The organism is Peribacillus sp. BM1 (assembly GCF_056679975.1).
This window is the reverse complement of the sequence record NZ_CM155259.1, coordinates 898,216-923,941: the sequence shown is the minus strand read 5'-3', so window position 1 is coordinate 923,941 and position 25,726 is coordinate 898,216. Positions and strand designations below refer to the sequence as shown.

Annotated in this window: 27 protein-coding genes; 24 read left to right on the top strand and 3 right to left on the bottom strand. The window is 39.1% G+C overall.

All coding sequences use genetic code 11. The features are described from left to right. Positions 1-68 precede the first annotated feature (68 nt). The 18 genes from AC1MGI_RS04480 to AC1MGI_RS04395 all read left to right on the top strand — a co-directional run bounded on the left by AC1MGI_RS04480 (position 69) and on the right by AC1MGI_RS04395 (position 14,558). Positions 69-872, top strand: a complete 804-nt coding sequence (locus tag AC1MGI_RS04480) for an alpha/beta fold hydrolase (protein ID WP_480348733.1) — start codon at positions 69-71, stop codon at positions 870-872. Between the two features lie 104 nt (positions 873-976). Beyond that, complete coding sequence (locus tag AC1MGI_RS04475) at positions 977-1,153, top strand: hypothetical protein (protein ID WP_480348732.1); 177 nt, start codon at positions 977-979, stop codon at positions 1,151-1,153. A gap of 24 nt (positions 1,154-1,177) precedes the next feature. After that, positions 1,178-1,342 (top strand): hypothetical protein, encoded by a 165-nt coding sequence (locus AC1MGI_RS04470; RefSeq protein WP_062186461.1) that lies wholly within the window; start codon positions 1,178-1,180, stop codon positions 1,340-1,342. Positions 1,343-1,505: 163 nt separating this feature from the next. Then, the gene (locus AC1MGI_RS04465; protein WP_480348731.1) at positions 1,506-2,261 is read left to right on the top strand and encodes a threonine/serine exporter family protein; all 756 of its coding nucleotides are present in this window, start codon (positions 1,506-1,508) and stop codon (positions 2,259-2,261) included. A gap of 148 nt (positions 2,262-2,409) precedes the next feature. Further along, on the top strand, positions 2,410-2,868 hold the full coding sequence (locus tag AC1MGI_RS04460) for a threonine/serine exporter family protein (RefSeq protein WP_480348730.1): 459 nt from the start codon (positions 2,410-2,412) through the stop codon (positions 2,866-2,868). Between the two features lie 151 nt (positions 2,869-3,019). Next, positions 3,020-3,562: an RNA polymerase sigma factor gene (locus AC1MGI_RS04455; protein ID WP_480348729.1), complete on the top strand. Its 543-nt coding sequence runs from the start codon at positions 3,020-3,022 to the stop codon at positions 3,560-3,562. Continuing rightward, a complete protein-coding gene (locus AC1MGI_RS04450; protein WP_480348728.1) occupies positions 3,562-4,020 on the top strand; it encodes an anti-sigma factor family protein in 459 nt (152 codons plus the stop codon). Before AC1MGI_RS04455 ends, AC1MGI_RS04450 begins: the two co-directional genes overlap by 1 nt. Continuing rightward, positions 4,017-4,478, top strand: coding sequence for a hypothetical protein (locus AC1MGI_RS04445; RefSeq protein WP_480348727.1), 462 nt, complete (start codon positions 4,017-4,019; stop codon positions 4,476-4,478). Before AC1MGI_RS04450 ends, AC1MGI_RS04445 begins: the two co-directional genes overlap by 4 nt. Further along, positions 4,475-5,473, top strand: a complete 999-nt coding sequence (locus AC1MGI_RS04440) for a DUF4097 family beta strand repeat-containing protein (protein ID WP_480348726.1) — start codon at positions 4,475-4,477, stop codon at positions 5,471-5,473. The genes AC1MGI_RS04445 and AC1MGI_RS04440 overlap by 4 nt, the downstream gene beginning before the upstream one ends. Before the next feature lie 383 nt (positions 5,474-5,856). Continuing rightward, on the top strand, positions 5,857-6,411 hold the full coding sequence (locus AC1MGI_RS04435) for a YkoP family protein (RefSeq protein ID WP_480348725.1): 555 nt from the start codon (positions 5,857-5,859) through the stop codon (positions 6,409-6,411). Positions 6,412-6,901: 490 nt separating this feature from the next. Beyond that, a complete protein-coding gene (locus AC1MGI_RS04430; RefSeq protein WP_480348724.1) occupies positions 6,902-7,684 on the top strand; it encodes a transporter substrate-binding domain-containing protein in 783 nt (260 codons plus the stop codon). A gap of 66 nt (positions 7,685-7,750) precedes the next feature. Beyond that, positions 7,751-8,395, top strand: a complete 645-nt coding sequence (locus AC1MGI_RS04425) for an amino acid ABC transporter permease (protein WP_480348723.1) — start codon at positions 7,751-7,753, stop codon at positions 8,393-8,395. Continuing rightward, positions 8,392-9,120, top strand: coding sequence for an amino acid ABC transporter ATP-binding protein (locus AC1MGI_RS04420; protein ID WP_480348722.1), 729 nt, complete (start codon positions 8,392-8,394; stop codon positions 9,118-9,120). The genes AC1MGI_RS04425 and AC1MGI_RS04420 overlap by 4 nt, the downstream gene beginning before the upstream one ends. A 501-nt stretch (positions 9,121-9,621) precedes the next feature. Beyond that, on the top strand, positions 9,622-10,800 hold the full coding sequence (locus AC1MGI_RS04415) for a NupC/NupG family nucleoside CNT transporter (RefSeq protein ID WP_480348721.1): 1,179 nt from the start codon (positions 9,622-9,624) through the stop codon (positions 10,798-10,800). Positions 10,801-11,020: 220 nt separating this feature from the next. Beyond that, the gene (gene msrB / locus AC1MGI_RS04410) at positions 11,021-11,992 is read left to right on the top strand and encodes a peptide-methionine (R)-S-oxide reductase MsrB (RefSeq protein ID WP_480348720.1); all 972 of its coding nucleotides are present in this window, start codon (positions 11,021-11,023) and stop codon (positions 11,990-11,992) included. An 88-nt stretch (positions 11,993-12,080) separates the two neighbouring features. Further along, entirely contained in the window at positions 12,081-12,800 is a 720-nt protein-coding gene (gene pxpB, locus AC1MGI_RS04405; protein WP_480348719.1) for a 5-oxoprolinase subunit PxpB, read from the top strand. Continuing rightward, positions 12,784-13,785: a 5-oxoprolinase subunit C family protein gene (locus tag AC1MGI_RS04400; RefSeq protein WP_480348718.1), complete on the top strand. Its 1,002-nt coding sequence runs from the start codon at positions 12,784-12,786 to the stop codon at positions 13,783-13,785. The genes pxpB and AC1MGI_RS04400 overlap by 17 nt, the downstream gene beginning before the upstream one ends. An 11-nt stretch (positions 13,786-13,796) precedes the next feature. Continuing rightward, positions 13,797-14,558 (top strand): LamB/YcsF family protein, encoded by a 762-nt coding sequence (locus AC1MGI_RS04395; protein WP_480348717.1) that lies wholly within the window; start codon positions 13,797-13,799, stop codon positions 14,556-14,558. 158 nt (positions 14,559-14,716) lie between these two features. Here AC1MGI_RS04395 and AC1MGI_RS04390 read toward each other — a convergent pair whose 3' ends face one another. Beyond that, entirely contained in the window at positions 14,717-16,372 is a 1,656-nt protein-coding gene (locus AC1MGI_RS04390; protein WP_480348716.1) for a glutamine--tRNA ligase/YqeY domain fusion protein, read from the bottom strand. A gap of 361 nt (positions 16,373-16,733) precedes the next feature. Here AC1MGI_RS04390 and purU point away from each other — a divergent pair, with 361 nt between their 5' ends. Further along, on the top strand, positions 16,734-17,633 hold the full coding sequence (gene purU, locus AC1MGI_RS04385) for a formyltetrahydrofolate deformylase (RefSeq protein ID WP_480348715.1): 900 nt from the start codon (positions 16,734-16,736) through the stop codon (positions 17,631-17,633). A 3-nt stretch (positions 17,634-17,636) separates the two neighbouring features. On the opposite strand, the gene AC1MGI_RS04380 is transcribed toward purU, so the two are convergent. Further along, positions 17,637-18,311: an SIMPL domain-containing protein gene (locus tag AC1MGI_RS04380; RefSeq protein ID WP_480348714.1), complete on the bottom strand. Its 675-nt coding sequence runs from the start codon at positions 18,309-18,311 to the stop codon at positions 17,637-17,639. A gap of 137 nt (positions 18,312-18,448) precedes the next feature. Next, complete coding sequence (locus tag AC1MGI_RS04375; RefSeq protein WP_480348713.1) at positions 18,449-19,987, bottom strand: FAD-dependent oxidoreductase; 1,539 nt, start codon at positions 19,985-19,987, stop codon at positions 18,449-18,451. Positions 19,988-20,515: 528 nt separating this feature from the next. Here AC1MGI_RS04375 and AC1MGI_RS04370 point away from each other — a divergent pair. From AC1MGI_RS04370 to AC1MGI_RS04350, 5 genes are all read left to right on the top strand, one after another. Next, positions 20,516-21,700 (top strand): Alp7A family actin-like protein, encoded by a 1,185-nt coding sequence (locus tag AC1MGI_RS04370; protein WP_480348712.1) that lies wholly within the window; start codon positions 20,516-20,518, stop codon positions 21,698-21,700. A 9-nt stretch (positions 21,701-21,709) separates the two neighbouring features. Further along, positions 21,710-22,276, top strand: coding sequence for a hypothetical protein (locus tag AC1MGI_RS04365; RefSeq protein WP_480348711.1), 567 nt, complete (start codon positions 21,710-21,712; stop codon positions 22,274-22,276). A 564-nt stretch (positions 22,277-22,840) separates the two neighbouring features. Next, positions 22,841-24,169 carry a DEAD/DEAH box helicase gene (locus tag AC1MGI_RS04360; RefSeq protein ID WP_480348710.1) on the top strand — a complete coding sequence of 443 codons (1,329 nt, stop codon included), beginning with the start codon at positions 22,841-22,843 and terminating at the stop codon, positions 24,167-24,169. A 238-nt stretch (positions 24,170-24,407) separates the two neighbouring features. Beyond that, a complete protein-coding gene (locus AC1MGI_RS04355; RefSeq protein ID WP_480348709.1) occupies positions 24,408-24,752 on the top strand; it encodes a lmo0954 family membrane protein in 345 nt (114 codons plus the stop codon). Between the two features lie 117 nt (positions 24,753-24,869). Further along, positions 24,870-25,517, top strand: coding sequence for a PspA/IM30 family protein (locus AC1MGI_RS04350; protein ID WP_480348708.1), 648 nt, complete (start codon positions 24,870-24,872; stop codon positions 25,515-25,517). Positions 25,518-25,726: the final 209 nt, after the last annotated feature.

The following is a 25,726-nucleotide window of genomic DNA, read 5'->3' as shown; positions in this document are numbered from 1 at the left end:
GAAGGTGGCGGCGTGGAGCTGGCTTTTTAGAAGGCCACGCCCCTTTTCCTCAGAATGGGAGGGTTTTGATGGCTTATTTAACGATTGAGCAAGGAATTGACATCTATTATGAAGAAAAAGGGACAGGAAGACCGGTGATTTTCCTGCATGGTGTATGGATGAGCAGTCGCTTTTTTGAAAAGCAGCAGTTATTTTTTGCAGAGAATTACCGCTCGATCCTTCTGGATTTTCGAAGTCATGGACGCTCTTCACATATTCACCATGGAAATACAGTAGCAACGTATGCAAAGGATTTGCATACATTTATTGAAAAATTGAATTTAAAGGATGTTGTGCTTGTTGGTTGGTCGATGGGTGCTTTCGTCGTATGGGATTATATGAAGCAGTTTGGGTCAGAAAATATTCATTCAACGATCATAGTCGATGAGCTGGCTTCAGACTTTAAATGGCCCGGCTTTGACATTGGAGCTTTCGATATTGCAACATTAAGTGCCTTCATGACGGAAATCCAGACGAATCGTTCTCAGTTTTTGGCAGGATTTCTAACTTCCATGTTTAAAGCTGAATTGAAACCGGATGAAGCAGCCTGGATGCTTGAAGAAGTAACAAAGATGCCTGAATCTATTGCGAGTGCCATTTTATTTGATCAGTCGATTGTGGATTATCGTGAGTTTCTACCAAGTATCAAGGTACCTACTCTGCTTTGCTTCGGCCGAGAAGAAAAAGTTATTCCTGTTGCAGCTGGTGAACATCTGAAGGACAATATATCAGGTTCACAACTTGAAATCTTTGAAAATAGCTGCCATTGTCCATTTCTTGAAGAAACAGACAGGTTTAACGAGGTAGTTGATCAGTTTATACAAACTGTATAGCTGTTAAAAAGCATGGTCATCTTGCCATGCTTTTTTATGTCGAATCCATTTATTAGTGAATCCTTTTACCAGAATCTTCGTAATAAAGATAGAAGGGGATAATAATGATTAAATATGAGTACAAAACAATTAAACTTGAATGTAGAGGATCTTTTAAAGCTAATTTAGAAAATGATGCAGTATTAAATGAATTAGGTGGAGAGAGGGAAGCTGATTTCGCCTTTTACTCAGGAAATATCCGGTACTACTTTACCTTCATGAGAGAACGATCTAACGAATAGAAATCAGATAGAGAAGGGATAGACATGTTTAAGATTGAACCAAAATGTTCGAAATGTGGAAAAGGGATTAAAGGTAATGAAGAAGTCTATATTCAAATGAAATACCCTGCAAGGAAAGGGTTTACTGAAATCAAAGCCTATTTACAAAATGAGGGTCAGTTTATTTGTGAAAAATGTATGGAGAAGTAGTATCATGATCATGATGATTTGTTGAAATATCAGCACTAGATGAAAAATACAAATCCAAAATGTACAGGTTCTAGTTTATTTCTTTTGTTATTAATTAACTAGCCATTTGATTTTCATGAAAATAGCGATACTATTAAGGAAACTAGGTTTTGGAGAGATGTCAATGGAAATACGCACAACGACCACGTATGAGATTATTGAGGTCTGTTTATTGGCAGGGAAAATTATGCTTCGCAGTGGTGCCGAAACGTATCGGGTTGAGGATACGATGACTCGGATTGCTGCTTCTTATGGAATTAGCTCTAGTCATTCGTTTGTGACACCTACAGGCATTATATTTTCAATGGATGGAAATGATCCGACGAAGTTGATCCGAATTTCAGATCGCTCCACGGACCTTCATAAGGTAACGATTGTGAATAGTGTTTCCCGGCAAATAAGTAATGGTGAATTAACAGCGAAAGAAGCACTGGTAAAGTTAAAGGAAATTGAGAGCTCAAATTTTGCTTTTCCGATATGGCTTCAGATTTTTGCTGCATTTATTGCAAGCGGCTGTTTTATGATCATGTATCAGGGTCTGTGGACGGACTTCTTGGTAGCATGCTTTGCTGGAGGTCTTGGCTTTTCAGCTCTTGTTTATCTACACAAACTGTTGGAGATTAAATTTTTTGCTGAGTTTATTGCATCCTTAATCATTGGTACCTTTGCGTTTATCGCTGTTTCGTATAACTGGGGTACATATGTAGATAAAATCATTATTGGAGCAGTTATGCCACTTGTACCTGGTCTCCTCATTACAAATGCAGTGAGGGATTTGATTACTGGTCATCTAGTATCAGGAATTGCTAAAGGAGCCGAAGCATTTTTGACCGCGTCAGCCATAGGGTCAGGGATTGCGGTTGCCTTAATATTTTTGTAATAGAGGTTGTTCAAAAAGTCCGGTAAAAAAGCTTGCCAATTGCTTCAAAGCTCTGTCTCTCCGGTCCTCGAGACGGTTGCTCCTCGAACTTCTCGGCTCTTTTTATCCTCCTTTTTGAACACGCACTAATAATGCGAGGGAGACGTAAATGATTACACAGTTTATTACTAGTTTTATTGCGTCAGCAGCGTTTGGGGTTATTTTTAACGCCCCAAAAGAATCTTTAGTGAAATGCGGCTTTATCGGAATGGCAGGATGGTCTGTCTATTATGTTCTTTATTCCCGGGATGTTAGTAGTATTGTAGCTACTCTCGTGGCATCATTAGTTGTGGCTATTATTAGTCAGTTCTTTGCAAAATTGTACAAAATGCCGGTTATAATATTTAGTGTGGCAGGGATTATTCCGCTTGTTCCAGGCGGGTTATCTTATGACGCCATGCGCCATTTTGTTGAAAATGATTATAATATGGCCATTCAACTGGCAGCCAAGGTAATCATGCTTTCGGGAGCCATTGCGATGGGCTTACTGTTTTCAGAAGTAATCAATCAGTTATACCAAAAGGTTATAAGGCGAAGGAAAGTAACAGGCACTTTGGAGAAGGATTAAAATTCTTTATTTATAAATAAATACCTTTTATATGGAAAACGACTGAATTTGTTTCGGTCTTTTTTTTGTTTTAAAACAATTTTTTTAAAATCTTGCAGGGTATTTACATAATTGTACGTCTAAATAGATAGAGAGAAAAGAGGTGATGCAGGTGGAGAAGGATGAACAGCTTGTGAAGCAAATCATAGCTGGAGAAAAGGATCAATTTCGTGAGCTAATAACACGTTTTCAAACTAGGGTATTTGCGGTTGCATATAAAGTAAGTAAGAATACAAAAGATGCCGAGGATATCACCCAGGAAGTATTTCTTCAGCTGTATCGCTCTCTTTCTCAGTTCAAAGGTGATTCTAGTCTTTCTACATGGATCTACAAGATTGCGATGAGTAAGACTCTTGATTATCGGCGCAAGCAGATTAGACAAGTAGCCTGTGAAGGGGAGGGAAATCTTTATGATATTCCTTTTGGGGCTACACCGGAAGATCTCCTTCTTGATAAAGAAGATAAAGAACTTGCACGTGCTTATATGGAAAAACTCCCAGATACATATAAGGAAGTTGTCCATCTGTATTATTTTCAACAGCAGTCTTATCGTGAAATAGCCTCTACATTAAATGTTGCGGTCAAAACCGTAGAATCTAGACTATATCGAGCCAAGCTTATTATGAAGAAACAGGGGAAGGGAGAGGAACTTTGATGAAGCACATCACTGATGAACAACTGATCGCATATATACAAAACGAACTCTCCGGCAAAGAAATAGAAAATCTAGAAAATCATTTAATCGATTGTAGTCAGTGTCAGGAAGAGTTTTTCATACTTGAAGAATTAACTAAGGAATGGAATGAGCCATCTCTTCAGCTATCCGTTGATGTAACGCTTGAGGTTATGGGTGTGATTGAGAAAACGGAAAAGCAAAAATCTGCACGGAAAAACAAACGCAGTACCTATCTACACTTTATCCTTGCAGCAGCGGCGACCATCCTATTTTCTCAACTGAAGATTGTCGATTATATCATTGATACTTCTGATCATGTAGTAGGGATTTCGTCAGTAACAGTAGAGCAAGCCAATCATTCTTTAGAAAAGGGAATAAGTTCTCTTAATAAAATCAATTTGGAAATACAATCGAAAAGCGGAGGAGAAAATAAATGAAACAGCCAAAGAAATGGATATATATCCTATCATTCTTACCGGGACTTGGGCAATTTTATCTAGGCTTGATGAATAGAGGCCTGCAATTAATGTTGTTATTTTTCGGGGGAGTGTTCATTACCGCCCAATCATTCGGGAGTCTTGCCATATTCCTGCCAGTGCTTGTTTTTTATGCATACTATGATGCCTTAAATCATTATCGGATGATTATTGAAACTGGAGAAAGAAAAGATGAAATGCTACTGCAATGGGATGTTCTCCAAGGCAAGAAGAATATAGTTGGGTGGATTCTAATAGTAGTTGGTCTGATTAGTTTTATGCAAATGTTCATGAACTGGCTACCGAGTGAAATCAGTCAATATATTCCTTATAATTTCCTGCAACAAGTCATCTTAGCCTCCATTTTAGTTGGATTCGGATTTAAACTTCTTCGTGGTAGGAAAGAGGAAGCGCAATGAGGAATTGGAAGATTGGTTCGATTACAGCAGGTGCTCTTTTAATCGTCATTGGGTTTCTATGGCTCCTGCAATCCTTCTTATCCATTCCGTTTGCAAAAATACTAGTTTACTCATGGCCGATCATTTGTATTTTTCTTGGTGTGGAAATTCTCGTTCTTCATTTTTTTAGAAAAGATCAAAAGCTAGGTATCCATTGGCTTAGTATTATTTTATTAATGCTAATTGGCGGGGCATCCTTAGTCTTCAGTTTTGGAAAAGCAGCCATGGATGAACTAGGGTTCAGCTTCCAAGCTTCATCCTACAAAATGCAAGAAGAGCTTGCGTCATCATCGACGATTCAGGAAGTGATCATTTCGTTACCGAACGAAGATGTATTTATAACAGGAACAGATGAACAGAAAGTGACGATAGAAGGAAAATTGAATGCAAATGTAAAAAGTGATAAACAGCTAAAGAATAAAGTCAGCGAGCAGTTTTCACTGAAACAAATTGGAGATAAAGTGTATCTTGACTTGTTAGATTCTGAGTTTGAACTAAATGATCTGACAAGAATAACAGGGAGGCTGCATATATCCGTACCAAAGCAGGCGGTGGTGAAAGTAAATGTAGGCAAGGGCTCTATCGGGCTTGATAATATCCAGGCACCAGCAAAACTGCAAACGTCTAATGGAGATATCACTGCGAATGCTTATACCGGTGCGTTGTTTGCACAGACTCGTGGGGGAGATGTGATGCTGACAGATAGTGTTCTTACAGGAAGTTCAATCATTGAATCAGCTGGTGGAGATATTGTTTGGGATATTTCACAAGAGCAGCCAATTACACTGGATGCCTCCACAAATTATGGGGAAATCAAAGGAAATATTGACTGGGAAATTTCTACTCTAGCAAACGAATCGGAAGAAAAAAGACAAGGAACGGCGAAGCTTGGCAGTGGAATTCATTCTATAATGCTGGCAGCAGAAAATGGGAATGTCATTGTCACGAAAAATTAAAGGTTGACTGTGAAGGGGTGAGAAACCTCTTCTTTTTTTATCCCACATAACGGGCAGTAAGACCCCCACCTCAAGGCTAAGAGGAATCGAAGAAGCGTAGTTGGGAGATAACTGCCTGTAAATGGCCGATTGGTGAGATACAGTGAAACTTACCTTTGCTACGCGGAGGTATTAGCGACACTAGAGCGGGACTAACAAACAGTGGGGAAGAAGAAAACCCCCACTGATTGAGGTTTACTTTACCCTAGATTTGCAGGCAGTACTACTAGTTTGATGGTGTAAATTTGACTTTATATAAATGTGAATGAGATCCCTTTTTCTTTGGAAGGCTAACTTGGAGAAATAGTAGTCATTCGTTAGGGAAGAGAGGTTTATGAAAGGGAATGAAAAGTTATTTAATCATTGCATGGAATATGATCGACCCATTATATTATCATCTATCAAATTTGACTTGCATTCATAACGGAAAAGCAGAGAAAAATTTTTTACGTGTCAAGCTCACTCGTTACAAAGGTAGAATGGTTGTACTTTCTGACGGGACACAGATCAACAAAAACGATACATTAGTCAAAATTCATCTGCATAATGCCGTTCTCTTAAAAGAATTAGGACAAACGAAAAGTAATCTTTACAGAGGCCGGTTCATTGTTCAGGCTGTCAGAAAATCTTTACCCGACTTGGTGTCTTATATTCAAAAACATCATCAAGTGGATCAAATCAAAGGCATCATCGGTATTACTTCGTTGGACAAAGGTGTGAATCGTCTTGGCTTTGAAGTGGTACCTATTGCTAACCCACTTTATAAATGGTTTAAATGGGCCAGTTTTTTACCAATTTGTATCTTATCAGGCACCGATGTATCTATAAAAAAACAATCAGGGCCAAGTTATTTATTTATGTCTAAAGTATGTTTAAATAGTAGGTATAAAGTACAATAGGTCCCTAAAGGGTCTGATATCTCTCTTAAGTTTATCAATAAAAGATATATAGGAGAGTGTATCTGACCCTACCTTAGTCTTTTTGCTAAGAGAAATTGGCGAATGGACGGGTGAAAAATTTAAGATTAATTGAACAGTCCCGACTATCTAATGTCAAATTATTTTTAAGATCCCCGAATGCTTCAAATCGTCTTTTCGGTTTGGAACATTGTATATTACCCCAGCTTTACTCCTCCTATCATCTTTAGGTGCGTTGTTGCCATGTAAATCCTATGCTTGATTTATATACTCTCTCCTTGTGAATATTTATAAGCATGTACTTTATATAAAGTTTGGATTATAATTGTGATTAATTATTTGATTATTCTAATAATTATGAATAAGAATAATCATAGTTTTATATGATTAGGGGAGGGGTATTAGGACATAGGGTACTGTACGAAGAGCTACATAATTGTTAGGAAAAATTATGTATTAGGAGGAAGGTCCGATGAAAAAATTTAAGTTAGTTAGTTTGTTATTTGTAATAGTGCTAGTATTGGCGGCATGTGGCACGAAAGATGTTGGTAATGCTGGAGAAGGAGATACGCAAGACAAGGATAAGGTTTATAGAGTAGGAATTGATACTACATATCCACCGTTTGAATATGAAGAAAATGGAGACTACACAGGCATCGATATTGATCTCATTAATGCTATTGCTGAAGATCAAAACTTCAAAATTGACTTCAAACCGATGGATTTCGGTGGGATTATTCCTGCGATGCAGGCAGGTCAGCTTGATGTGGCAATTGCCGGAATGAGTATAACGGATGATCGGAAGAAAGTCGTTGATTTCACAGAGCCATATTTCCAAGCCGGTTTGACATTGGTCGTTAAGCAAGGGGAGACGAGTATTAAATCAATTGAAGATCTTGCTGGTAAAAAAGTAGCTGCGAAAAAAGGAACAACGGGAGCTAAATTTGCAACAGAAAAAGCAGAAGAAATAGGCTTTGAATTGGTTCAATTCAATGACAGCCCAGCAATGTTCCAAGATGTGGCGAATGGAAATTCAGATGTGCTAATTGAAGACTATCCTGTTATCGCTTATGCAATTGCTCAAAGTACTCTTGACCTAGAAGTCGTCGGTGATCGTTTAAACGGGGATGAGTACGGGATTGCTGTTTTGAAAGGAAAAAATGACGAATTATTAAAGAAAATGAATAAAGGCTTAGCTAATTTGAAAGCTAGTGGCAAATACGATGAGATTATTAATAAATATCTGAATGAATAGTGGAGGGAATTATAGTTAGTTGGGGCGCGAAACTGCTCGTGCCCTTTTTTGAAAGGAGAGTCTGCTATGGATGTAATTAGGAATGCCTTTCCCTATTTAATGGACGGGCTGAAGGTTACGATATATATTTTTGTAATTGCTCTTATTTTAGGTTTCATTATTGGTTTAATTGTAGCATTGCTACGTTTGGCACCGATAAAGCCGCTGAACTGGATTGCTAAATCTTATATAAATGCCATTCGTGGAACGCCAGTCATCGTACAATTATTCTTTATTTATTTTGGATTGAATACGATCCCATGGATTTCGATGGACAAAACAACTGCGGGGATCGTAACCATCGCTATAAATGCCGGGGCTTATTTTGCTGAAATCATCAGGGCAGGCATTCAGTCCGTTGATAGTGGTCAATCGGAGGCAGCGAGGTCACTCGGGTTAACAAGTACACAAACGATGAGATATATCGTTCTCCCCCAAGCATTTCGTCGGATGTTACCTACATTTACAAACCAATCGATTATTAGTTTAAAGGATACTTCACTTTTGTCGATCATTGGTATAGCCGATTTAACACAGCGTGGACAAATCCAGCAAGCAGCAACCTACGAATCCTTTAAAATTTGGCTAATGGTAGGGGTTATCTATTTCATTATTATTTACGCGTTAACCCTACTGGCCAATTTCCTGGAAAGGAGATTTGAAATACGATGAGCATTATTCAAGTGAAAAATTTAAAGAAATCATTTGGAAATCTTGAAGTTTTGAAAGATATCAGTACGGATATTCAAGAAACTGAAGTGGTTTGTGTAATCGGCCCGTCTGGTTCGGGAAAAAGCACGTTTTTACGTTGCCTAAACCGACTTGAAGATATTACTGATGGAGAGGTCATTGTGAATGGTCATATCATTTCAGATAAATCTGTGAATATCAATAAAGTTCGTGAAGAAGTCGGAATGGTGTTTCAACAGTTTAACTTATTTCCGCATAAAACGGTGCTTGAAAATATCACACTGGCGCCAATGAAGGTTCGGTTAAAGAACAAAGATGCAGCGAAACAAAAGGCGTATGAACTATTGGATAAAGTAGGCTTGAGGGAAAAGGCAGACTGCTATCCAGCCCAGCTTTCTGGCGGACAAAAGCAGCGAGTCGCAATTGCAAGGGCGCTTGCAATGGATCCAAAAATTATGTTATTTGATGAACCAACATCAGCTTTGGATCCAGAGATGGTTGGCGATGTACTTGATGTCATGAAACAACTTGCCAAAGAGGGAATGACAATGGTCGTCGTCACTCATGAGATGGGGTTTGCCCGTGAAGTAGGCGATAGAGTCATGTTCATGGATGGTGGCTATGTGGTGGAAGAAAACGTTCCAGAAGAGCTATTTAGTCATCCTCAGCATATACGGACAAAAGCATTTTTAAGTAAAATTTTATAGATACATGAGGAAAGGGTATCTCATAAGGGTCTGACCTCGCACTCTAAATCAGTATGAAGTGTTTCTTACACGAATTTTGTACTGTATTTAGTTGTTGCGGGATCTGACCCTTTTTTTATTTTGTTGACTTAGTGTAGGATGAGGACTTTTTAGGATAACTTAATTTGTCTGTTGGAAAACGGTGCGATTGCTTTTGTAATTATTTATATATTTAAATAATATGACGAGGAATAGTAAGTTAATATCCGTCCATGGAAGGAGTATTTATTTTGTATTCCTTGTTCCCTTAATATATTTTTGGTATAATGAATTTTGCTTAATGGTCTTATCAATTGAACAAATTGTAGCTATTTACATAGAAACGATGTTATTTTTGAATACGTTTCCACTAATGAAAAATATGTTGCGTATTTGGGCATGATATAAGTTGTAAATGTAGACTTATATATTTAATAAGTAGTCAGACGTTCAACCTTAAAATATTACCTAGTGGAGGCAAAAATGAATTATTTAATCTCAATCTTAGGCTTAATTGTTGTTCTTGGTCTTGCTTGGATTGCAAGTAACAATCGTAAACAAGTGAAAATTAAACCAATAATCCTGATGATCATTATCCAATTAATTTTAACCTATGTATTATTGAACACTAAAATTGGTCTCAATATCATACAAGGAATCGCAACAGGATTCACGACGTTACTCGGCTATGCGAATGAAGGGATTACTTTCGTATTTGGTGGAATTGCAAATGAGGGTGCAGCGCCATTCTTTCTAAATGTTCTCCTGCCAATTGTATTTATTTCTGCATTAATTGGAATTCTACAGCATATTAAAGTTCTTCCTTTCATAATGAAATGGATTGGATGGGCACTTAGTAAAGTGAATGGCATGGGGAAACTAGAATCATACAATGCTGTAGCATCAGCGCTTGTTGGACAATCTGAAGTATTCATTACGTTGAAAAAACAGCTCGGACAATTGCCGGCTCATCGACTTTACACATTATGTGCCTCAGCGATGTCCACGGTCTCAATGTCAATTGTAGGAGCATATATGACAATGATTGATCCCAAATACGTCGTGACGGCGGTCGTTATTAACCTATTTGGTGGCTTCATTATTTCATCCATCATTAATCCGTATACAGTGACGGAAGAAGAAGATATCCTCGTCGTTCAAGAGGAAAAGCAAAGCTTTTTTGAAATGCTGGGTGAATACATTCTTGATGGTTTCAAGGTTGCGGTTATTGTCGCTGCAATGTTAATTGGTTTTGTTGCCTTAATGGCCGTCGTGAATAGCTTGTTTGAGATGGTTTTTGGGATTTCATTCCAATCTATTATCGGCTACGCCTTCTCGCCAATTGCAATTCTAATGGGTGTGCCTGCCTCAGAATCGGTAACAGCTGGTGGCATTATGGCGACTAAATTGGTCACAAACGAATTTGTAGCAATGCTTTCTTTAGGTGATGTAGCATCTAGCTTAAGTGAAAAATCAATCGGCATCATTTCTGTATTCCTTGTTTCTTTTGCGAACTTCTCTTCAATCGGCATCATTTCTGGTGCTGTTAAAGGCCTTCATGAAAAACAAGGAAACGTTGTTGCACGCTTTGGCTTGAAGCTTTTATACGGTGCGACATTAGTCAGTGTATTAACATCAGTAATCGTCAGCTTTATCCTATAATCTCATGTGGTAGAGTGGTCTTATAAGGGTCTGATCTCGAACTCTTTATATAGTATAAAATGTGAAATACACTTTATATTATATATAGTTGTTCCCTGGTCGGATCCTTTTTCTTTTGAGACAACTCCTGAGAACCAGAGTAGAGTATTTTTATCCCGGTTTAACAAATTGTAATATCCACTGATGGAAGTTTCACTGATATTAACAAGGAGTGATGCAGATGAATGATATTAGTAATACAAGGGAATTAGAATTAGCAACGTTCGCTGGTGGTTGTTTTTGGTGTATGGTTTCTCCTTTCGATGAGATAGAGGGAATCCTTCAGGTCGTTTCCGGTTATACAGGAGGACATGAACCAAATCCTACGTATAAACAAGTGAAGTCAGGCACCACTGGACATGTAGAAGCAGTCCAGATTACGTATGATCCTGCTAATATATCCTATACAAAATTATTAGAGCTATATTGGCAGCAGACCGATCCAACAGATGCAGTCGGGCAGTTTTTTGACAGAGGACCAGCATATCGATCTGTCATTTTTTATCATAATGAACATCAAAAGCAAGAGGCTGAGAAGTCTAAAGTGCAATTAACGGAAAGTGGCCGGTTTCAAGAACCGATTGTAACTGCAATCCAGAAGGCTGAGCTTTTCTATAGAGCAGAAGAATATCATCAGGATTTTTACAAAAAGAATGCATTTCGATATGCTTTATATCGACAAGGAAGCGGTCGTGAACCTTTTCTTAAGAAGCACTGGCCAAAGGATAAAACGGAGCTGAAGGACCGATTGTCTGCTATGCAGTTTTTTGTGACTCAAGAAAATGGCACGGAACCACCTTTTGAAAACGAATATTGGGATAATGAGCAGGAAGGGATTTATGTTGATATTGTTTCGGGAGAGCCTTTATTTAGTTCAAGCAATCAATATGACAGCGGCTGTGGATGGCCAAGTTTTACTAAGCCGATTCTTTCCGGATATGTGAAGGAAAGCATAGACGTAAGCCACCGCATGACAAGAACGGAAGTGCGGAGTAAAGAAGCTAACTCGCATTTAGGCCATGTTTTTGAAGATGGCCCTAGTCCAAAGGGACTCCGCTATTGTATTAACTCTGCTTCTTTACGATTTATCCCGAAAGCGAAAATGAAAAAAGAAGGCTACGGTGACTTGCTTCTGTTATTTCATATGAAATAATGAGTAACATGGATAGGATAAGTATAAAGGGAGTTCAAAGTAATATAGGTAGAAAATAAAACGATTCTTTTTTAGCTGGAGGTGGAACATGGACAATCAATTACAGCCATTTGGAGACAATGGAATTATGATTGAACTAGGGAATACAATTTCTCTAGATATACAGAAGAAAGTCCGTGCAGTTGTTTCTTTTCTTGATCAAAATCGATTTGAGTGGATGATTGAGTATATTCCGGCATTTACGTCTGTGACTGTGTTGTATGATATTGGGCATCATGAACTTATTAAGGATGGTCGTTACCCATATGAACAGGCATGTGAGAAATTGAAAGAGGGAATTGCGGGGTTAGTGTTGGAAGAAGTTCGGCTTCCGAGGGTGGTAGAAATTCCAGTCTGCTACGGGGGTGAATTAGGACCTGATTTGGATTTTGTAGCTAGACATAATGGACTTAGCGTTGAAGAAGTCGTTAGGATTCATAAAACAGCTACTTACAACGTACATATGATTGGGTTCGCGCCAGGTTTTCCATATATGGGCGGTATGTCTGAAAAAATTGCTGCGCCAAGGAAGGAAACACCTCGCTTAACCATTCCAGCAGGTTCAGTTGGGATTGCAGGTAAACAAACGGGTATTTACTCTATTGAAACTCCTGGAGGCTGGCAGATTATTGGTCGGTCACCGATTCAATTGTTCCGTCCTTTCAATAATCCGCCTAGTTTATTGCAGGCAGGGGATTTAGTTTCATTTAAAGAAATTACGTATCAGGAATACATCGATTGGGAGGATAGGGATGATAAAAATCATTAAACCAGGCCTTCTTACGACCGTTCAGGATTTAGGCAGGTATGGATCGCAGAAGTATGGGGTCATTGTAAGTGGTGCGATGGATCAGTTGTCACATCGAATCGCCAATCTTCTAGTTGGGAATGATGAAAGTAAATCAACTCTTGAAATTACATTAACAGGTCCGGTTATTGAATTTACCGAAACTACCCTTATCTCGCTTACGGGCGGGAATTTATCTCCAAAAATTAATGGATGTTCAATTGACCTGTGGCGCCCGATTCTTGTAAACAAGGGGAGTATACTATCATTCGGTCCGTGTAAAACGGGCTGTCGCGCGTATCTAGCGGTAGCAGGTAGCTTTCAAGTTACAACAGTCATGGGTAGTGCCTCCACCTATTTAAGAGCAGGGATAGGTGGCTTTTTCGGGCGAGCGCTAAAAGCTGGGGATGTTCTTAGTATGGGAGGAATGAGTTCAAGCAGTAAAAGGATTATTCAACGATTATCCACTGAGCTTGATGAGCGGGATTATATCGAAGCTACGTGGAAGATTGATCCGATGATTTCGTCTTGTAATATGGGCAAACAACCAATCAGGGTCATCGAAGGCCGCCAATATCACTGGTTTACGGAAAAAAGCAAACAGACCTTTTTCCAAGAAGAGTTTATGGTGACCTCACAATCTGATCGGATGGGCTACCGATTAAAAGGGAACTCACTCACCTTGGCTACTGAAGAAGAAATGGTTTCCGAGGCGGTGGGATTTGGAACTATCCAAGTACCAGCTGAGGGTAACCCGATTGTCTTATTGGCAGATCGGCAAACGACAGGCGGCTATCCGAAAATTTCTCAAATCGCAACGGTTGATTTACCAGCTATTGCACAAGCCAAGCCAGGAGACAAGCTACAATTTCAACTAATTTCCCTCAAAGAGTCTCAATTGATCTATTTGGAAAGAGAAGAGCAGATCAGACAATTAAAAATAGGCATTTCGCTTTTACACGGATAGGAGGGGCCAAAATGTTTAAGGTAGATTTAAACTGTGATATGGGTGAAAGCTTCGGTGCATATCGGATGGGAAGAGATGAGGAAATACTAAATTATGTTAGCTCTGCCAACATTGCTTGCGGTTTTCACGCTGGCGATCCTTCTACGATGAGAAAAACAGTGAAGCTAGCTTTAGAGAAGAATGTTGGAATTGGTGCTCATCCAGGCTTCCAAGACGTAGTCGGTTTTGGTAGAAGGGAAATTAGCTTGACCCCTCAAGAGATAAACGACCTTGTCTTGTATCAAATTGGTGCACTATCTGCATTTGTAAAAGCAGAGGGGGGAAAGCTTGAGCATGTAAAACCGCATGGAGCTCTTTATAATATGGCAGCGAAAAACGCGGCCTTATCCGATGCTATCGCAGAGGCTGTTTATCAGATAGATCCAGAGCTTATATTGTTTGGGTTGGCTGGTAGTGAGCTCATAAAGTCAGGAGAGAAAATTGGTCTACGTACTGCATCGGAAGTTTTCTCTGATCGAACGTATCAACAGGATGGCTCGTTAACATCTAGAAAAGAAGCTGATGCATTAATTACAGATCCTAAGCTTGCGGTTAGTCAAGTGCTGAAGATGGTTCGAGAGCATAAGGTGAAAACAATTCAAGGAACAGATTTCTCAATCCGAGCAGACACGGTTTGTATCCATGGAGACGGGAAGCATGCAGTGGAGATGGCTCAGTATATATCGGCTGCCTTAGAGCAGTCAGGGGTTAAAATTGGAAGAATAAGATTGTAGTCATTTCATGCTCAGATAGAAGAGGAAAGAGGCTGCCCCACAAGCAGGGAGACCCCACATCCACTATATATCGTTTATATTCTGCGTCAATGACAGAGTATACACGATATATAGTGGGTGAGGTCAAGACCCTTTTGGGACATCCTCTTCTTTTTATTTTATAGTTTAAACGAGCTTTTTAATTCAACGATTTGGTTCAGGACTAGATGTCCGTCTGTTGTGTGCTTCGGATCTACATTGTAATAGCCGTGACGGAAGAATTGGAACTTATCTTGTGGGAGAATATCCTTCATATTGGGCTCTACAAACCCTTGTAGAATCTCAAGAGAATCAGGGTTAATACGCTCAAGGAATGTTTTTTCTTCTTCCTCTTCGTTAGGCTCTTCATCAAGAATTAATGGTTGATAATTGCGGAATTCCGCTGGTATCGCATGAGCAGCATCCACCCAGTGCAAGGTTCCTTTTACTTTGCGACCAGTAAATCCAGAGCCGCTTTTTGTTTCCGGATCATATGTGCAACGAAGCTCAACTACATTGCCTTCTGCGTCTTTAATAACTTCCTCACATTTAATGAAATAAGCATGCTTTAAGCGAACTTCATTGCCTGGAAAAAGGCGGAAGTATTTCTTTGGTGGATTTTCCATGAAATCATCTTGCTCCACATAAATCTCACGAGAAAATGGAATTTGTCTTGTGCCCATTTCTGGATTTTCTGGATTAATTTCTGCTTCAAGCCACTCTACTTGGCCTTCTGGGTAATTGGTAATGACCACTTTAAGCGGTTTTAAGATTCCCATTGTCCGTGGTGCTTTTAGCTTCAAATCTTCACGAACGAAATGATTGAGAACTTGGCTGTCAATTGTTCCATATGCTTTTGATACACCGATTTCATAACAGAAAGCACGAATGGCTTCAGGTGTGTAACCACGTCTTCTTAACCCAGAGATGGTTGGCATCCGAGGGTCGTCCCATCCGTCCACAACACCTTCATCGACAAGTTGCTTCAGTTTACGTTTACTCATTACGGTATTGGTCAGGTTCAAACGACCAAACTCATATTGTTGTGGGATGCTTGCCATTTCACATTGCTCAACAACCCAGTTATAAAGTGGACGTTGGTCTTCGAATTCAAGGGTACAAATGGAATGTGTCACACCTTCAATTGCATCCTCAAGCGGGTGAGCGAAAGCGTACATTGGATAGATACACCATTTGTCGCCTGTGTTATGGTGTTCGGCATGTGCGATTCGATAAATGACGGGGTCACGAAGGTTAATATTCGGAGAAGTCATATCAATTTTTGCACGGAGAACTTTTTCGCCGTTTGCAAATTCACCATTGCGCATTTTTTCAAAAAGGTCCAGATTTTCCTCAATTGAACGGTCACGATACGGACTATTCTTCCCAGGTTCCGTTAACGTACCTCGATATTCGCGAATTTCATCAGCATTTAAATCATCAATATAGGCTAAGCCCTTCTTGATTAATAACACAGCACGTTCGTACATTTCATCGAAGTAATTGGAAGCAAAGAAGAGGTTATCCCAGTCGTAGCCGAGCCATTTTACATCTTCTTTGATGGAATTCACGTACTCTATATCTTCCTTCAGCGGATTCGTATCATCGAAACGTAGATTGGTTTTTCCGCCAAATTCATCGGCTACACCAAAGTTCAAAATGATCGATTTAGCATGTCCAATGTGTAAATATCCGTTAGGTTCAGGTGGAAAGCGAGTGATGATATGCTCATGCTTTCCTGTCTCTAAATCTTCTTTAATAATATTCCTAATAAAATTTGAAGAATTATGTTCCAATTAAGTTCGACCTCTTTCATATATAAACTCGTATACTTTACATTTAATTTTATCTTCATATATACCATAAATACAGACTTTTTTCCATCGATTGCACCAATTATGATTGTACATACTCCCTATTCATATCTTTTCCAAATAAGCAGGGAATACCCTGAATGTAGAATGATACTAGAAGAGTGGGGAAAGGCAAAACAGATCATTTATTTTGATAGCGTTGTTTTTGATTAAGTTTCCCCAAAAAGGCGCACTAGTACACACATCCTGCCATTTGTCTTGCCTGTTCTACAAGTATTCACTTTGTGCAACTACAGGAATGAAGTATAATAGAGCAAATCTAGTAAAGAAAGTTGGAATAACAATGACACCATTTGCTCAGGATCACTTACCTACATTTAAGGAAAATAATAAAAATACAGGTCGACTCATGATAAAATGTCCCGATCGGCCAGGCATCGTTGCAGCTGTATCTGCTTTTTTACAAGAATTTGAAGCGAATATCGTCGAATTAAGTCAATATTCGATGGACCCTAATGGTGGTACGTTTTTTACAAGAATCGAATTTGAATGTCCGGATCTAGAGAAGAAGGCGAAGGGGATGGCAGAAGCCTTTGAACCGATTGCAAAGAGGTTTTCAATGGAATGGACATATACCAATGTAAGTGATCTTAAGAAAATCGCCATTTTTGTTTCAAAAGAGCCTCACTGTTTGCTGGAATTGCTTTGGGAATGGCAAAGTGGAGATTTACTGGCAGATATTGCACTTGTTATTAGTAATCACGAAGATGCTCGTGAAATCGTTGAATCTCTTCATATTCCGTTTTATTATTTACCTGCTAATAAGGACATTCGTAAAGAGGTAGAGGCAAAGCAACTAAAGCTTCTCGAGGAATATGAGGTGGATTTGATTGTTTTGGCAAGATATATGCAAATTTTGACTCCAGAATTTGTCTCAGCTCACCCAAATCGAATTATTAATATTCACCATTCCTTTTTACCCGCATTTATCGGTGCAAGACCGTATGAACGGGCCTATGATCGTGGAGTCAAACTAATTGGAGCGACCTCACATTATGTGACCAACGACCTCGATGAAGGACCGATTATTGAGCAAGACACCGATCGAGTTGATCATCGTGATCATGCGAATGACCTGAAAAAAATCGGCCGTTCCATCGAGCGAAGAGTATTGGCGCGTGCAGTCAAATGGCATCTTGAGGATCGGATCATCGTTCATCACAACAAAACGGTTGTATTTTAAAGGTTAGTGAAACGTATAAATGGCTTTTACAATTGCCTTGATCTCTAATTCACCAGGTTGAATCTGTGTGGAGGCAGCCTTTGCTACAAAGCTGGTTTGATAAAGAACTGGCGTCGATCCAGCTGGGATTTCTTCAATGGTTTCGGGAATTTGTTGCAAAGTAACGTCAGCAGCCTTCGCTAATGCTAATGCTTTTTGTTTGGCATTTTGTAAGGCAAGTGCAAGTGCTTGATTATAATACATATCATGCTGAGATAATGAAAAACGAATATTTGAAACAGAATTGGAGCCATTTTTGATGGATGTGTCGACGATGTTGCCAACCCGGTCAATATTTTTTGTTCGTATTTCGATCATATGATGCACTTTATAATTTTTGAAAATCTCTTTACCGTCCAGATAGTCATATTGAGGATCCATACGGTATTCCTTTGTTTTAATTTGGTCATCTGGAATGCCGAGGTCAGTTAATCCTGTTAAAACTTTGGCCATCACTGTAGCATTTTGCTGTTGCGCCAAGATAGGGTCCTTATTTTCTGTAATCACACCTAACGTAATAATTGCCTGATCTGGAGAAGCTTGAATAGTTGCTTCTCCGATGACGGTTAATTTGTTTGAGCATTCACGTAAATGCTGATCGGCTTCGCCTTGAAAAGGAGGAAAAGAGCCGTAATTCATGTGAGAACACATCCTTACTGAGATAATTCTATCTATTAAGATACGATTATCGCCAGGGGAACATGCCTTTTTTAAAAGAATAAAAAAGCCTGACTTAGCGTGATACATGTCAGACTTCATATTCTTAAGCCGTGGGGTTATTCCAATGTAATTTGTTTTAACGGTTCAACTGCTGGTCCTTCTAAAACCTCGCCTGTGATCGAGAATCGAGAAGCGTGGCAGGGGCAGTCCCATGTTCGCTCTCCGCTGTTCCATTCCACTTCACAGCCCATATGGGTACAGGTGGAGTCTACAATATGCAAAGTTCCTTCTGTGTCGCGGTAGCAGCCTGCCTTATCCCCATTAACCCTTACAATGGCTCCTTCGTCATTTGTTAACTCCTCAGGCAATTTAGACACCATAGCGAATTTCCCTTGGATTAAGTGTTTTGCAACATCAAGATTATCTTTTACGATATTTGCTGCACCTTTCAAGTGTGAACGTGAAGGGCTAAAGAGCTCTGCGTAGCGATTATCCTCGTTCGTGATCGCATCTGTCATGATTTTTGCAGCTATTGTTCCTTTCGTTATTCCCCATTTGGCAAAACCTGTTGCAACCAGTACGTTTGGATGATTGGACGTTATACGCCCGATAAATGGTAAATGATCAGGAGTTACATAGTCTTGGGCTGACCAACGGTATGGGATGTCGTTAATTCCAAAATACTTTTCTGCAAAGTCATGGACAGCCTCGTAATGCTCCATCATTGAAATTCCTTGCCCCGTTTTATGGGTTTCTCCTCCTATAAGAACAAGCTTTTCCCCATTTAAAGTGGTATAACGGAATGTTCTCGATGGTGTGTCTGCGCTAATATACATCCCACCAGGGAAATCTTTCTTCGTTTTAACAGCTAATACATAAGAACGTTCTGCGTGCATTCTCGCAAAATAAAGCCCCATTTCGTCATTAAAAGGAAAATGTGAAGCTGTGATCACGTAATTACATACTATTTTTGCTCCATTGTCTGTAATAATCACTGGTTTTTCCCCATCTTCGACTTTCATAGCTGTCGTATGTTCAAAAATTGCCCCGTTAGCGTTTGTGATAAGAGGGATCAAACCAGTTAAATATTTTAATGGGTGGAATTGATATTGGTTTTTCATGATGATTGCTGCTTGACATGGAACGGAAAAAGGAATGGTATTCGTATATTCACCAGGAATTCCGAGCCTTTCATATGCTTTCATTTCGCTTTCAATTTTACTAGCATATTCATCTGTTTCAGCATAAACATATGCATCTTCCATAGTTAAATCACAGTCAATATCATGTGTTTCAGCTGTTTTCTTAATGAAATCCATGGCTTCTTTATTCGCTTGATAATATAATTTCGCCTTTTCTTCACCGTGATCTGTAATGAGTTGATCATAGATTAAACCATGTTGTGCAGTAATCTTCGCGGTAGTATGTCCGGTCGTTCCTGTCAAAATAGAGCCTGCTTCGATTAGAACCGTCCGTATCCCTTTTTCCGCAAGTAGGTATGCGGCTGTGATACCAGAGATCCCGCCGCCAACTATGGCGACATCAGTTTCTATATTTTGTGTAAGCTTTGGGAAATTCGGAAAGGAGAGATGGTCTCGCCAATAAGGTTCAGGGTATTGAGGTAAATCTTGATAATGTTTATTTTGGTTTGGCATGGAATATTGCCTCCTAGTTCATTAAATTAAAGTGTGTAAAATTGCGTGAAACTTTCCTATACACAAGCGGAAATTCGTCTAAGGGAAAGAATAATACTGCCCAATTATTACCATGCCCGGATGTATTGGATTATACACATTACTTTTTAAGACAATATTTATGATCAAAAAGGGAGAGGTCGTAACGGGCAAAGTGAAACTGCAAGGAGGAGTGGAAGAGACTCTCCGATTCACCTGGCTCTGGTAATATTAACCGTGTTTATAAGAAAAGGGCTATTGTTTACAATTTCGTATACATGTAAACAAAAACGTACACATGTATACGAAATATGTTTACATGTATACAAAGGTGTATACATGTTGGTGTATAGGTATGTGTGCGCATTCAAGGGAATTGTGTACAAAAATGTATACAAAAAAATATAATTGCATCTATTGGGTTATTGACCAATCTCTTAAACTTTCATATTCTTATATAGATAGAATATCCACATTACATACTCCGAGTGAGTAGAAGGGATTGATTAGATGAGTACGTCAAGAATCGCTGCAGTCGATGTAGGAAATGATGCAATTAAAGCTATATTTGGAAAGATGGATTCAGAATTATATATCCCGAACGTTATTGCTCGTGATATTGAGGACCGACCTGTTATTGGAATAGAGGATCTTAATCAACAAGATCCAGTTGAAGGAATCCACATTAGGATTCACTCCCCTGCCCTTCTGGAAAACAATGCGATTTATCGAGTTGGAAATTTGGCAACAAAAAGTGATAATCCTTTTGAATTAGATCCAGGAAGTAGCAAATCAGAGGAAGATCAAACACTTGTTATGTTGTTTGCTGCTTTAGCGCTCGATGCAGTCAATGAAAAACAAGCAGCTGTGTTCAGAAAAACAAATAATGTAATCGATGCAAACTATACCCTTGGAACAGGATTACCTCTTCGTGAAGTGAAAGAAGGGAAAGATGTAGGGTACCGTTCTAAACTTCTGGGCTCTGTCCATCAAGTAGAGTTTTTAATAACGCCTAAATATCAAGGCGTGAAAGTAAATATTAAATTTGATGAAGTGAAGGTGTATCCAGAAGGGTTTGCGGCGTATATTAACCTTGTGATGGATAACAATTCAAACGTCATTAATAGAGACTTAATTGACAAACAAATATTAATTCAGGATATTGGTGGATTATCTACAGATATCGCTGTGATTAAAAATCGCAAAGTTGATGACGATAAAGCGCAAGGCTTTAATCTTGGTGTAGCAGAGGCGTTGGAAGCCATTCGTGAGGAAATTCGCAAAAAACACGGAGTTGAGCTTGATAGTAGACGTGATGTAGTTGAAATTATTACAAAGAAAAACGATCGTAATCACATTATGGTTCGTGGATCAAGAACGAGTGTTCATGATATTACTGATCGAATTCTTGGTGAACTTGCAAAAAAACAATACCGTCATTTACGTAATGTTTGGCAAAAAAATTCGCAAACAGAAATTTGTTATTTTATCGGCGGCGGATCCATCGTATTGAAGGATTATTTGAAAACATTGAATAACCATTTAGATGGCTATAACATTGATTTCTTTGAAGATGAGAAAGAAAGCATCTGGATGATGTCTAATGCGTATTATAAATTGATAACCGACTTTGTAAGGAAAAACCCAAAAATAGAAGGTAAGAAGCAAGAGCAAAAAGCAGGATCAAATAAATAGGTGTAATGAATGAAAAAACCAACTTCAAGTATTCAAAGGGGACAAGCCCTTACCTTCCGAATCCCTTCTGATGCTCCAGATCACACATTAAGGCAATTGCAAAAATTAAAGGAGACAGAAAAACGCAACTTTTCCAGCACTATTGCAGAATATGTAATGGAAAGCGTGGGCCGTACAGCATTTCAGGATCAAGAAATGGTTGCGATTCCTCTGCCTCATAAATTAAGTAAAGCACAACGGGATTGGTTGAAGCATGCGCACTCTGAAGCTTTGCTCGGGAGTATTGTATACCAACTTTTAACGGATCCGCTTCGTGCAACTTCCCTGCTTGCTTCTTTGAATAGCGGCGCACTCGATATTGAAGATGCCTTGTATTTACAAGAAGAACCAGCTGCTTCAATAGAGCCTGAGATGATCGAGGAAGATGTACAGGATCAGCAAAAGGACACTGAACTTGATTTGGATGACTTCGATTGGGGCCAGATGAATCAAGAAACAGAATCCCATGAAGAAAGTGGACAAGAAGAAGATCTAGATAATTTATTAGGTGACTTTCTTGCGCAAATGAATAAATAATGAAGGTGCCCCAAAAGGGTCTGACCTCATACACTATCCACAGTTATGCACTTAATTTGAACTGTGGATAGTGGGTGGGGGCAGGCCTTATGTTATGGGGCACCTTCCTTGTTGTCTGGAAAATAACGATGGCAGTAATCGGCTTTGTCAGTGAAGATGACTAGTCTAATAAATAAGAAAAAAACGAGGTTATGAACACGACAGAAATGATAACAGCAAATGGATACTTATGCTAGCCTAAGTTAGAGTTAGCAAGTTAAGTAATCAAGCCAACGGTTCTGCTTTTCTTGTAATATTTCATTTAATGATCATGCTCCCTCGTAAAATGAAACTATCTTGTCTGTTTTAAGGTGGGCTAAAAAGGGGAACGATATTTGAGGTAATCATAGTCAAGATTTCAAAAAGGTCTATTTTTTCTAAACTACAATGATGCATGGTAACGCATTTTTTGTTTCCTGAAAATAATGCTTATGTATGCTGTTCATAAGACAATATCGTTCTAAATAAATGGTATACTGGCATAAGTATTTTACTAAAAATGTACGGAGAGTAGGCAGGTGTAAAATGAAATTTACGGAACTTGGGATTCGTTTAGCGCTTGAAAAGATGTTGAACCAAAATGGGATTCATGAACCAACATCGATTCAAGAACGAGCAATTCCAGAAATTATAGCAAAAAAAGATATCATAGCAAAGGCGCAAACGGGAACAGGAAAAACATTAGCGTTTTTACTTCCTATTATTGAAACAGTAGATCTCGAGGCTCGACATATTCAATCGTTAATTGTAACGCCGACAAGAGAACTTGCGCTGCAGATTACTGCGGAACTTCAGAAGTTTGCAGACAATATTGAAGACTTACGTGTTTTGGCTGTTTACGGGGGTCAAGACGTAGAGCGTCAGATGAAAAAGCTTGAACGAGGTATTTCTGTTGTCGTTGCGACCCCGGGGAGACTTCTTGATCATATGAGACGTGGAACGATCGATCTTTCACAGGTTGACAAGCTTGTGTTGGATGAAGCGGATCAAATGCTTCATATTGGTTTTTTGCCAGAGGTAGAAGAAATTATCGAGCATCTTCCGACTGAAAGACAAACCTTATTGTTTTCAGCGACCATGCCTGATCAGGTGAAGCAGCTTTCGAAGCGTTTTATGCAAAGTCCAGTCACGATATCGGTTAAAGGTGAAGGTGTGACCGTTAAAGAGATTCGCCAGGTTGTCATCGAAACAACAGACCGTGCCAAGCAGGCAACGTTGTTTAAAATGATTGATGAAGAGCGTCCATTCTTGGCGATTGTTTTTTGCAGAACAAAGCGCAGAGTATCTAAACTGCACGATGCATTGAAAAGTGCGGGATACAACGTGGATGAATTGCATGGTGACCTGTCCCAGGCGAAAAGAGAACGGGTAATGAAGAGTTTCCGTGATGCTGCGATACAAGTGTTGGTAGCTACAGACGTCGCTGCACGGGGGCTGGATGTTGAAGGGGTTACCCATGTGTTTAATTATGATATTCCGGAAGATACAGAAAGCTATATTCATCGGATTGGGCGTACGGGACGGGCTGGCGAACATGGTCTGGCAGTTACCTTTGTCGCTGCAAAGGATGAGGAAGAACTGATGGAAATTGAAAAAGGGATACATTTGAAATTGGAGCGAAGAAGAATAGAAGGAATTAAAGTGAATGAAGCAACAGAAGCTCCACGTAAGCCAAAACACTCTCAAGGAAATAATGCGCGTCAGGATTACAACAAACGTCATGGAATAGAGAGTAAAGGAACGAAGAAAGAAAGCGGAAGAAAACGTGGGGGCGAAGGCAGGGGTTCTCAAGATTCAACAGCTTCTACTCGTTTTTCTTCATCAAAAGGAAATAGCAATCGGCGGTCTAGATAGTAAAAAAGATGTCATAAGGGTCTGATCTTGTCCTCTTTATATAGTAGATAGTGCGGAACATACGCATCTAATACTGTATTTAGTAGGTATGGGATCGGCCCTTTTTTTGTACACCCCTTTGGCTTGTCTAGAAAATATACGCCTTAAGACGTACTTGAAAATATACCTCTAGCTGGTTATGGGAAATTTGAAAACTAGATATGCTAGTAATACGAAATGACGAAAGGAGGAAAACGAAATGAAAAAAATCGGATTATTGATAGTGGGGGCGATTGCAGCGCTCATTTTGTTGGCGAATGTAGGGCCACTCATCGGTTTAGCTATCTCTTTAGGAATTCTGTATTACAGTTGTAAACAGTTACTAAGTGTAGAATCAGTATTTGCAAAAATTGCTTGGGTGATCGTCCTATTAATTGCTCTAAGCTTTGCTATCTCAAGTTTCCCTTCAGTATTAGGGCTAGTTGCGGCGTACATTCTCTTTGTAGTGTACCGCAAATGGAATAAATCTAAAGAAACGATCATCGAAGAAAGTAATGATCCTTTTACAAACTTTGAAAAGCAGTGGGCAGATTTAAACAAATAAGAAAAATAGTTACGACATCATTCGCAAAAGTAAACAATGAAATACGTTAAAGTTGCTAGTTTAGCTAGGGATAACAAGGTGGCGGAGAACACGCCCCAATTATTAGGAGGAATTCAAATGACCAACTTATTCTCAAGAATTAAGCAAACTATTTCAGCAGACTTTCATGAAATATTAGATAAAAAGGAAGAAAAAAATCCAATTGCTTTATTGAATCAGTACTTGCGTCAATGTGAGGCTGAAACTGAAAAAGTACGTAAAATGGTAGAACGTCAATATCTATTAAAAAATGAATTTCAAAGAGAACTTCAAGAAGCGACAGATCTTGCAGAAAAGCGAAAGCACCAAGCGGGGATTGCAGAACAGGCAGGAGAAAGTGAGTTGCAAAACTTTGCGGATATAGAAAGTCAACAATACGCAGAACGGGCTGTACGTCTTAAAGAGGCTCTTCATGAAAATGAAAAGCAATTAAGTGAGCTTGAGCAAAAGTATCGTGAAATGAAGCATAAACTAAAAGACATGAGTATAAAGCGTATGGAGTTAATGGGGCGTGAAAACATCGCACGTGCTCATCACCGTATTAATACCGTTTTAGATACAACTGTTTATTCTAATAAGCCGATTGCAAAATTTGAAGAAATGGAGAGCTACTTGGACCGGCTTGAACACGGGATTAACTCTTCTTATCACCGCAACACAATTGATGCAAAGATTATTCAGTTGGAAAAGGATATGAAAAATAAAGATACACAATCAATATCATAAATCACGTTTGTGAGAATAGAAAAATACCATCTAAATATAGAGGAGGAATGGGGAAATCCACTTTAATTAGTTACGCCCTTTAAGTTAATGACAATTCGTCCCCTTTTCCTTCATATAAAACTCATGGTATTCTAGAGAGGCGTAGATTTCTGCGCCTTTCATTCTATCTTAAATTGTTGAAAAACCTTCATCTCCTAAATAGGTGGCGG

Excerpts from the sequence above, each read along its gene's own strand:
- AC1MGI_RS04480 (WP_480348733.1), top strand. The coding sequence starts at position 69 with ATGGCTTATTTAACGATTGAGCAAGGAATTGACATCTATTATGAAGAA.
- AC1MGI_RS04475 (WP_480348732.1), top strand. The coding sequence starts at position 977 with ATGATTAAATATGAGTACAAAACAATTAAACTTGAATGTAGAGGATCT.
- AC1MGI_RS04470 (WP_062186461.1), top strand. The coding sequence starts at position 1,178 with ATGTTTAAGATTGAACCAAAATGTTCGAAATGTGGAAAAGGGATTAAA.
- AC1MGI_RS04465 (WP_480348731.1), top strand. The coding sequence starts at position 1,506 with ATGGAAATACGCACAACGACCACGTATGAGATTATTGAGGTCTGTTTA.
- AC1MGI_RS04460 (WP_480348730.1), top strand. The coding sequence starts at position 2,410 with ATGATTACACAGTTTATTACTAGTTTTATTGCGTCAGCAGCGTTTGGG.
- AC1MGI_RS04450 (WP_480348728.1), top strand. The coding sequence starts at position 3,562 with ATGAAGCACATCACTGATGAACAACTGATCGCATATATACAAAACGAA.
- AC1MGI_RS04445 (WP_480348727.1), top strand. The coding sequence starts at position 4,017 with ATGAAACAGCCAAAGAAATGGATATATATCCTATCATTCTTACCGGGA.
- AC1MGI_RS04440 (WP_480348726.1), top strand. The coding sequence starts at position 4,475 with ATGAGGAATTGGAAGATTGGTTCGATTACAGCAGGTGCTCTTTTAATC.
- AC1MGI_RS04435 (WP_480348725.1), top strand. The coding sequence starts at position 5,857 with ATGAAAAGTTATTTAATCATTGCATGGAATATGATCGACCCATTATAT.
- AC1MGI_RS04430 (WP_480348724.1), top strand. The coding sequence starts at position 6,902 with ATGAAAAAATTTAAGTTAGTTAGTTTGTTATTTGTAATAGTGCTAGTA.
- AC1MGI_RS04425 (WP_480348723.1), top strand. The coding sequence starts at position 7,751 with ATGGATGTAATTAGGAATGCCTTTCCCTATTTAATGGACGGGCTGAAG.
- AC1MGI_RS04420 (WP_480348722.1), top strand. The coding sequence starts at position 8,392 with ATGAGCATTATTCAAGTGAAAAATTTAAAGAAATCATTTGGAAATCTT.
- AC1MGI_RS04415 (WP_480348721.1), top strand. The coding sequence starts at position 9,622 with ATGAATTATTTAATCTCAATCTTAGGCTTAATTGTTGTTCTTGGTCTT.
- msrB (WP_480348720.1), top strand. The coding sequence starts at position 11,021 with ATGAATGATATTAGTAATACAAGGGAATTAGAATTAGCAACGTTCGCT.
- pxpB (WP_480348719.1), top strand. The coding sequence starts at position 12,081 with ATGGACAATCAATTACAGCCATTTGGAGACAATGGAATTATGATTGAA.
- AC1MGI_RS04400 (WP_480348718.1), top strand. The coding sequence starts at position 12,784 with ATGATAAAAATCATTAAACCAGGCCTTCTTACGACCGTTCAGGATTTA.
- AC1MGI_RS04395 (WP_480348717.1), top strand. The coding sequence starts at position 13,797 with ATGTTTAAGGTAGATTTAAACTGTGATATGGGTGAAAGCTTCGGTGCA.
- purU (WP_480348715.1), top strand. The coding sequence starts at position 16,734 with ATGACACCATTTGCTCAGGATCACTTACCTACATTTAAGGAAAATAAT.
- AC1MGI_RS04380 (WP_480348714.1), bottom strand. The coding sequence starts at position 18,311 with ATGAATTACGGCTCTTTTCCTCCTTTTCAAGGCGAAGCCGATCAGCAT.
- AC1MGI_RS04375 (WP_480348713.1), bottom strand. The coding sequence starts at position 19,987 with ATGCCAAACCAAAATAAACATTATCAAGATTTACCTCAATACCCTGAA.
- AC1MGI_RS04370 (WP_480348712.1), top strand. The coding sequence starts at position 20,516 with ATGAGTACGTCAAGAATCGCTGCAGTCGATGTAGGAAATGATGCAATT.
- AC1MGI_RS04365 (WP_480348711.1), top strand. The coding sequence starts at position 21,710 with ATGAAAAAACCAACTTCAAGTATTCAAAGGGGACAAGCCCTTACCTTC.
- AC1MGI_RS04360 (WP_480348710.1), top strand. The coding sequence starts at position 22,841 with ATGAAATTTACGGAACTTGGGATTCGTTTAGCGCTTGAAAAGATGTTG.
- AC1MGI_RS04355 (WP_480348709.1), top strand. The coding sequence starts at position 24,408 with ATGAAAAAAATCGGATTATTGATAGTGGGGGCGATTGCAGCGCTCATT.
- AC1MGI_RS04350 (WP_480348708.1), top strand. The coding sequence starts at position 24,870 with ATGACCAACTTATTCTCAAGAATTAAGCAAACTATTTCAGCAGACTTT.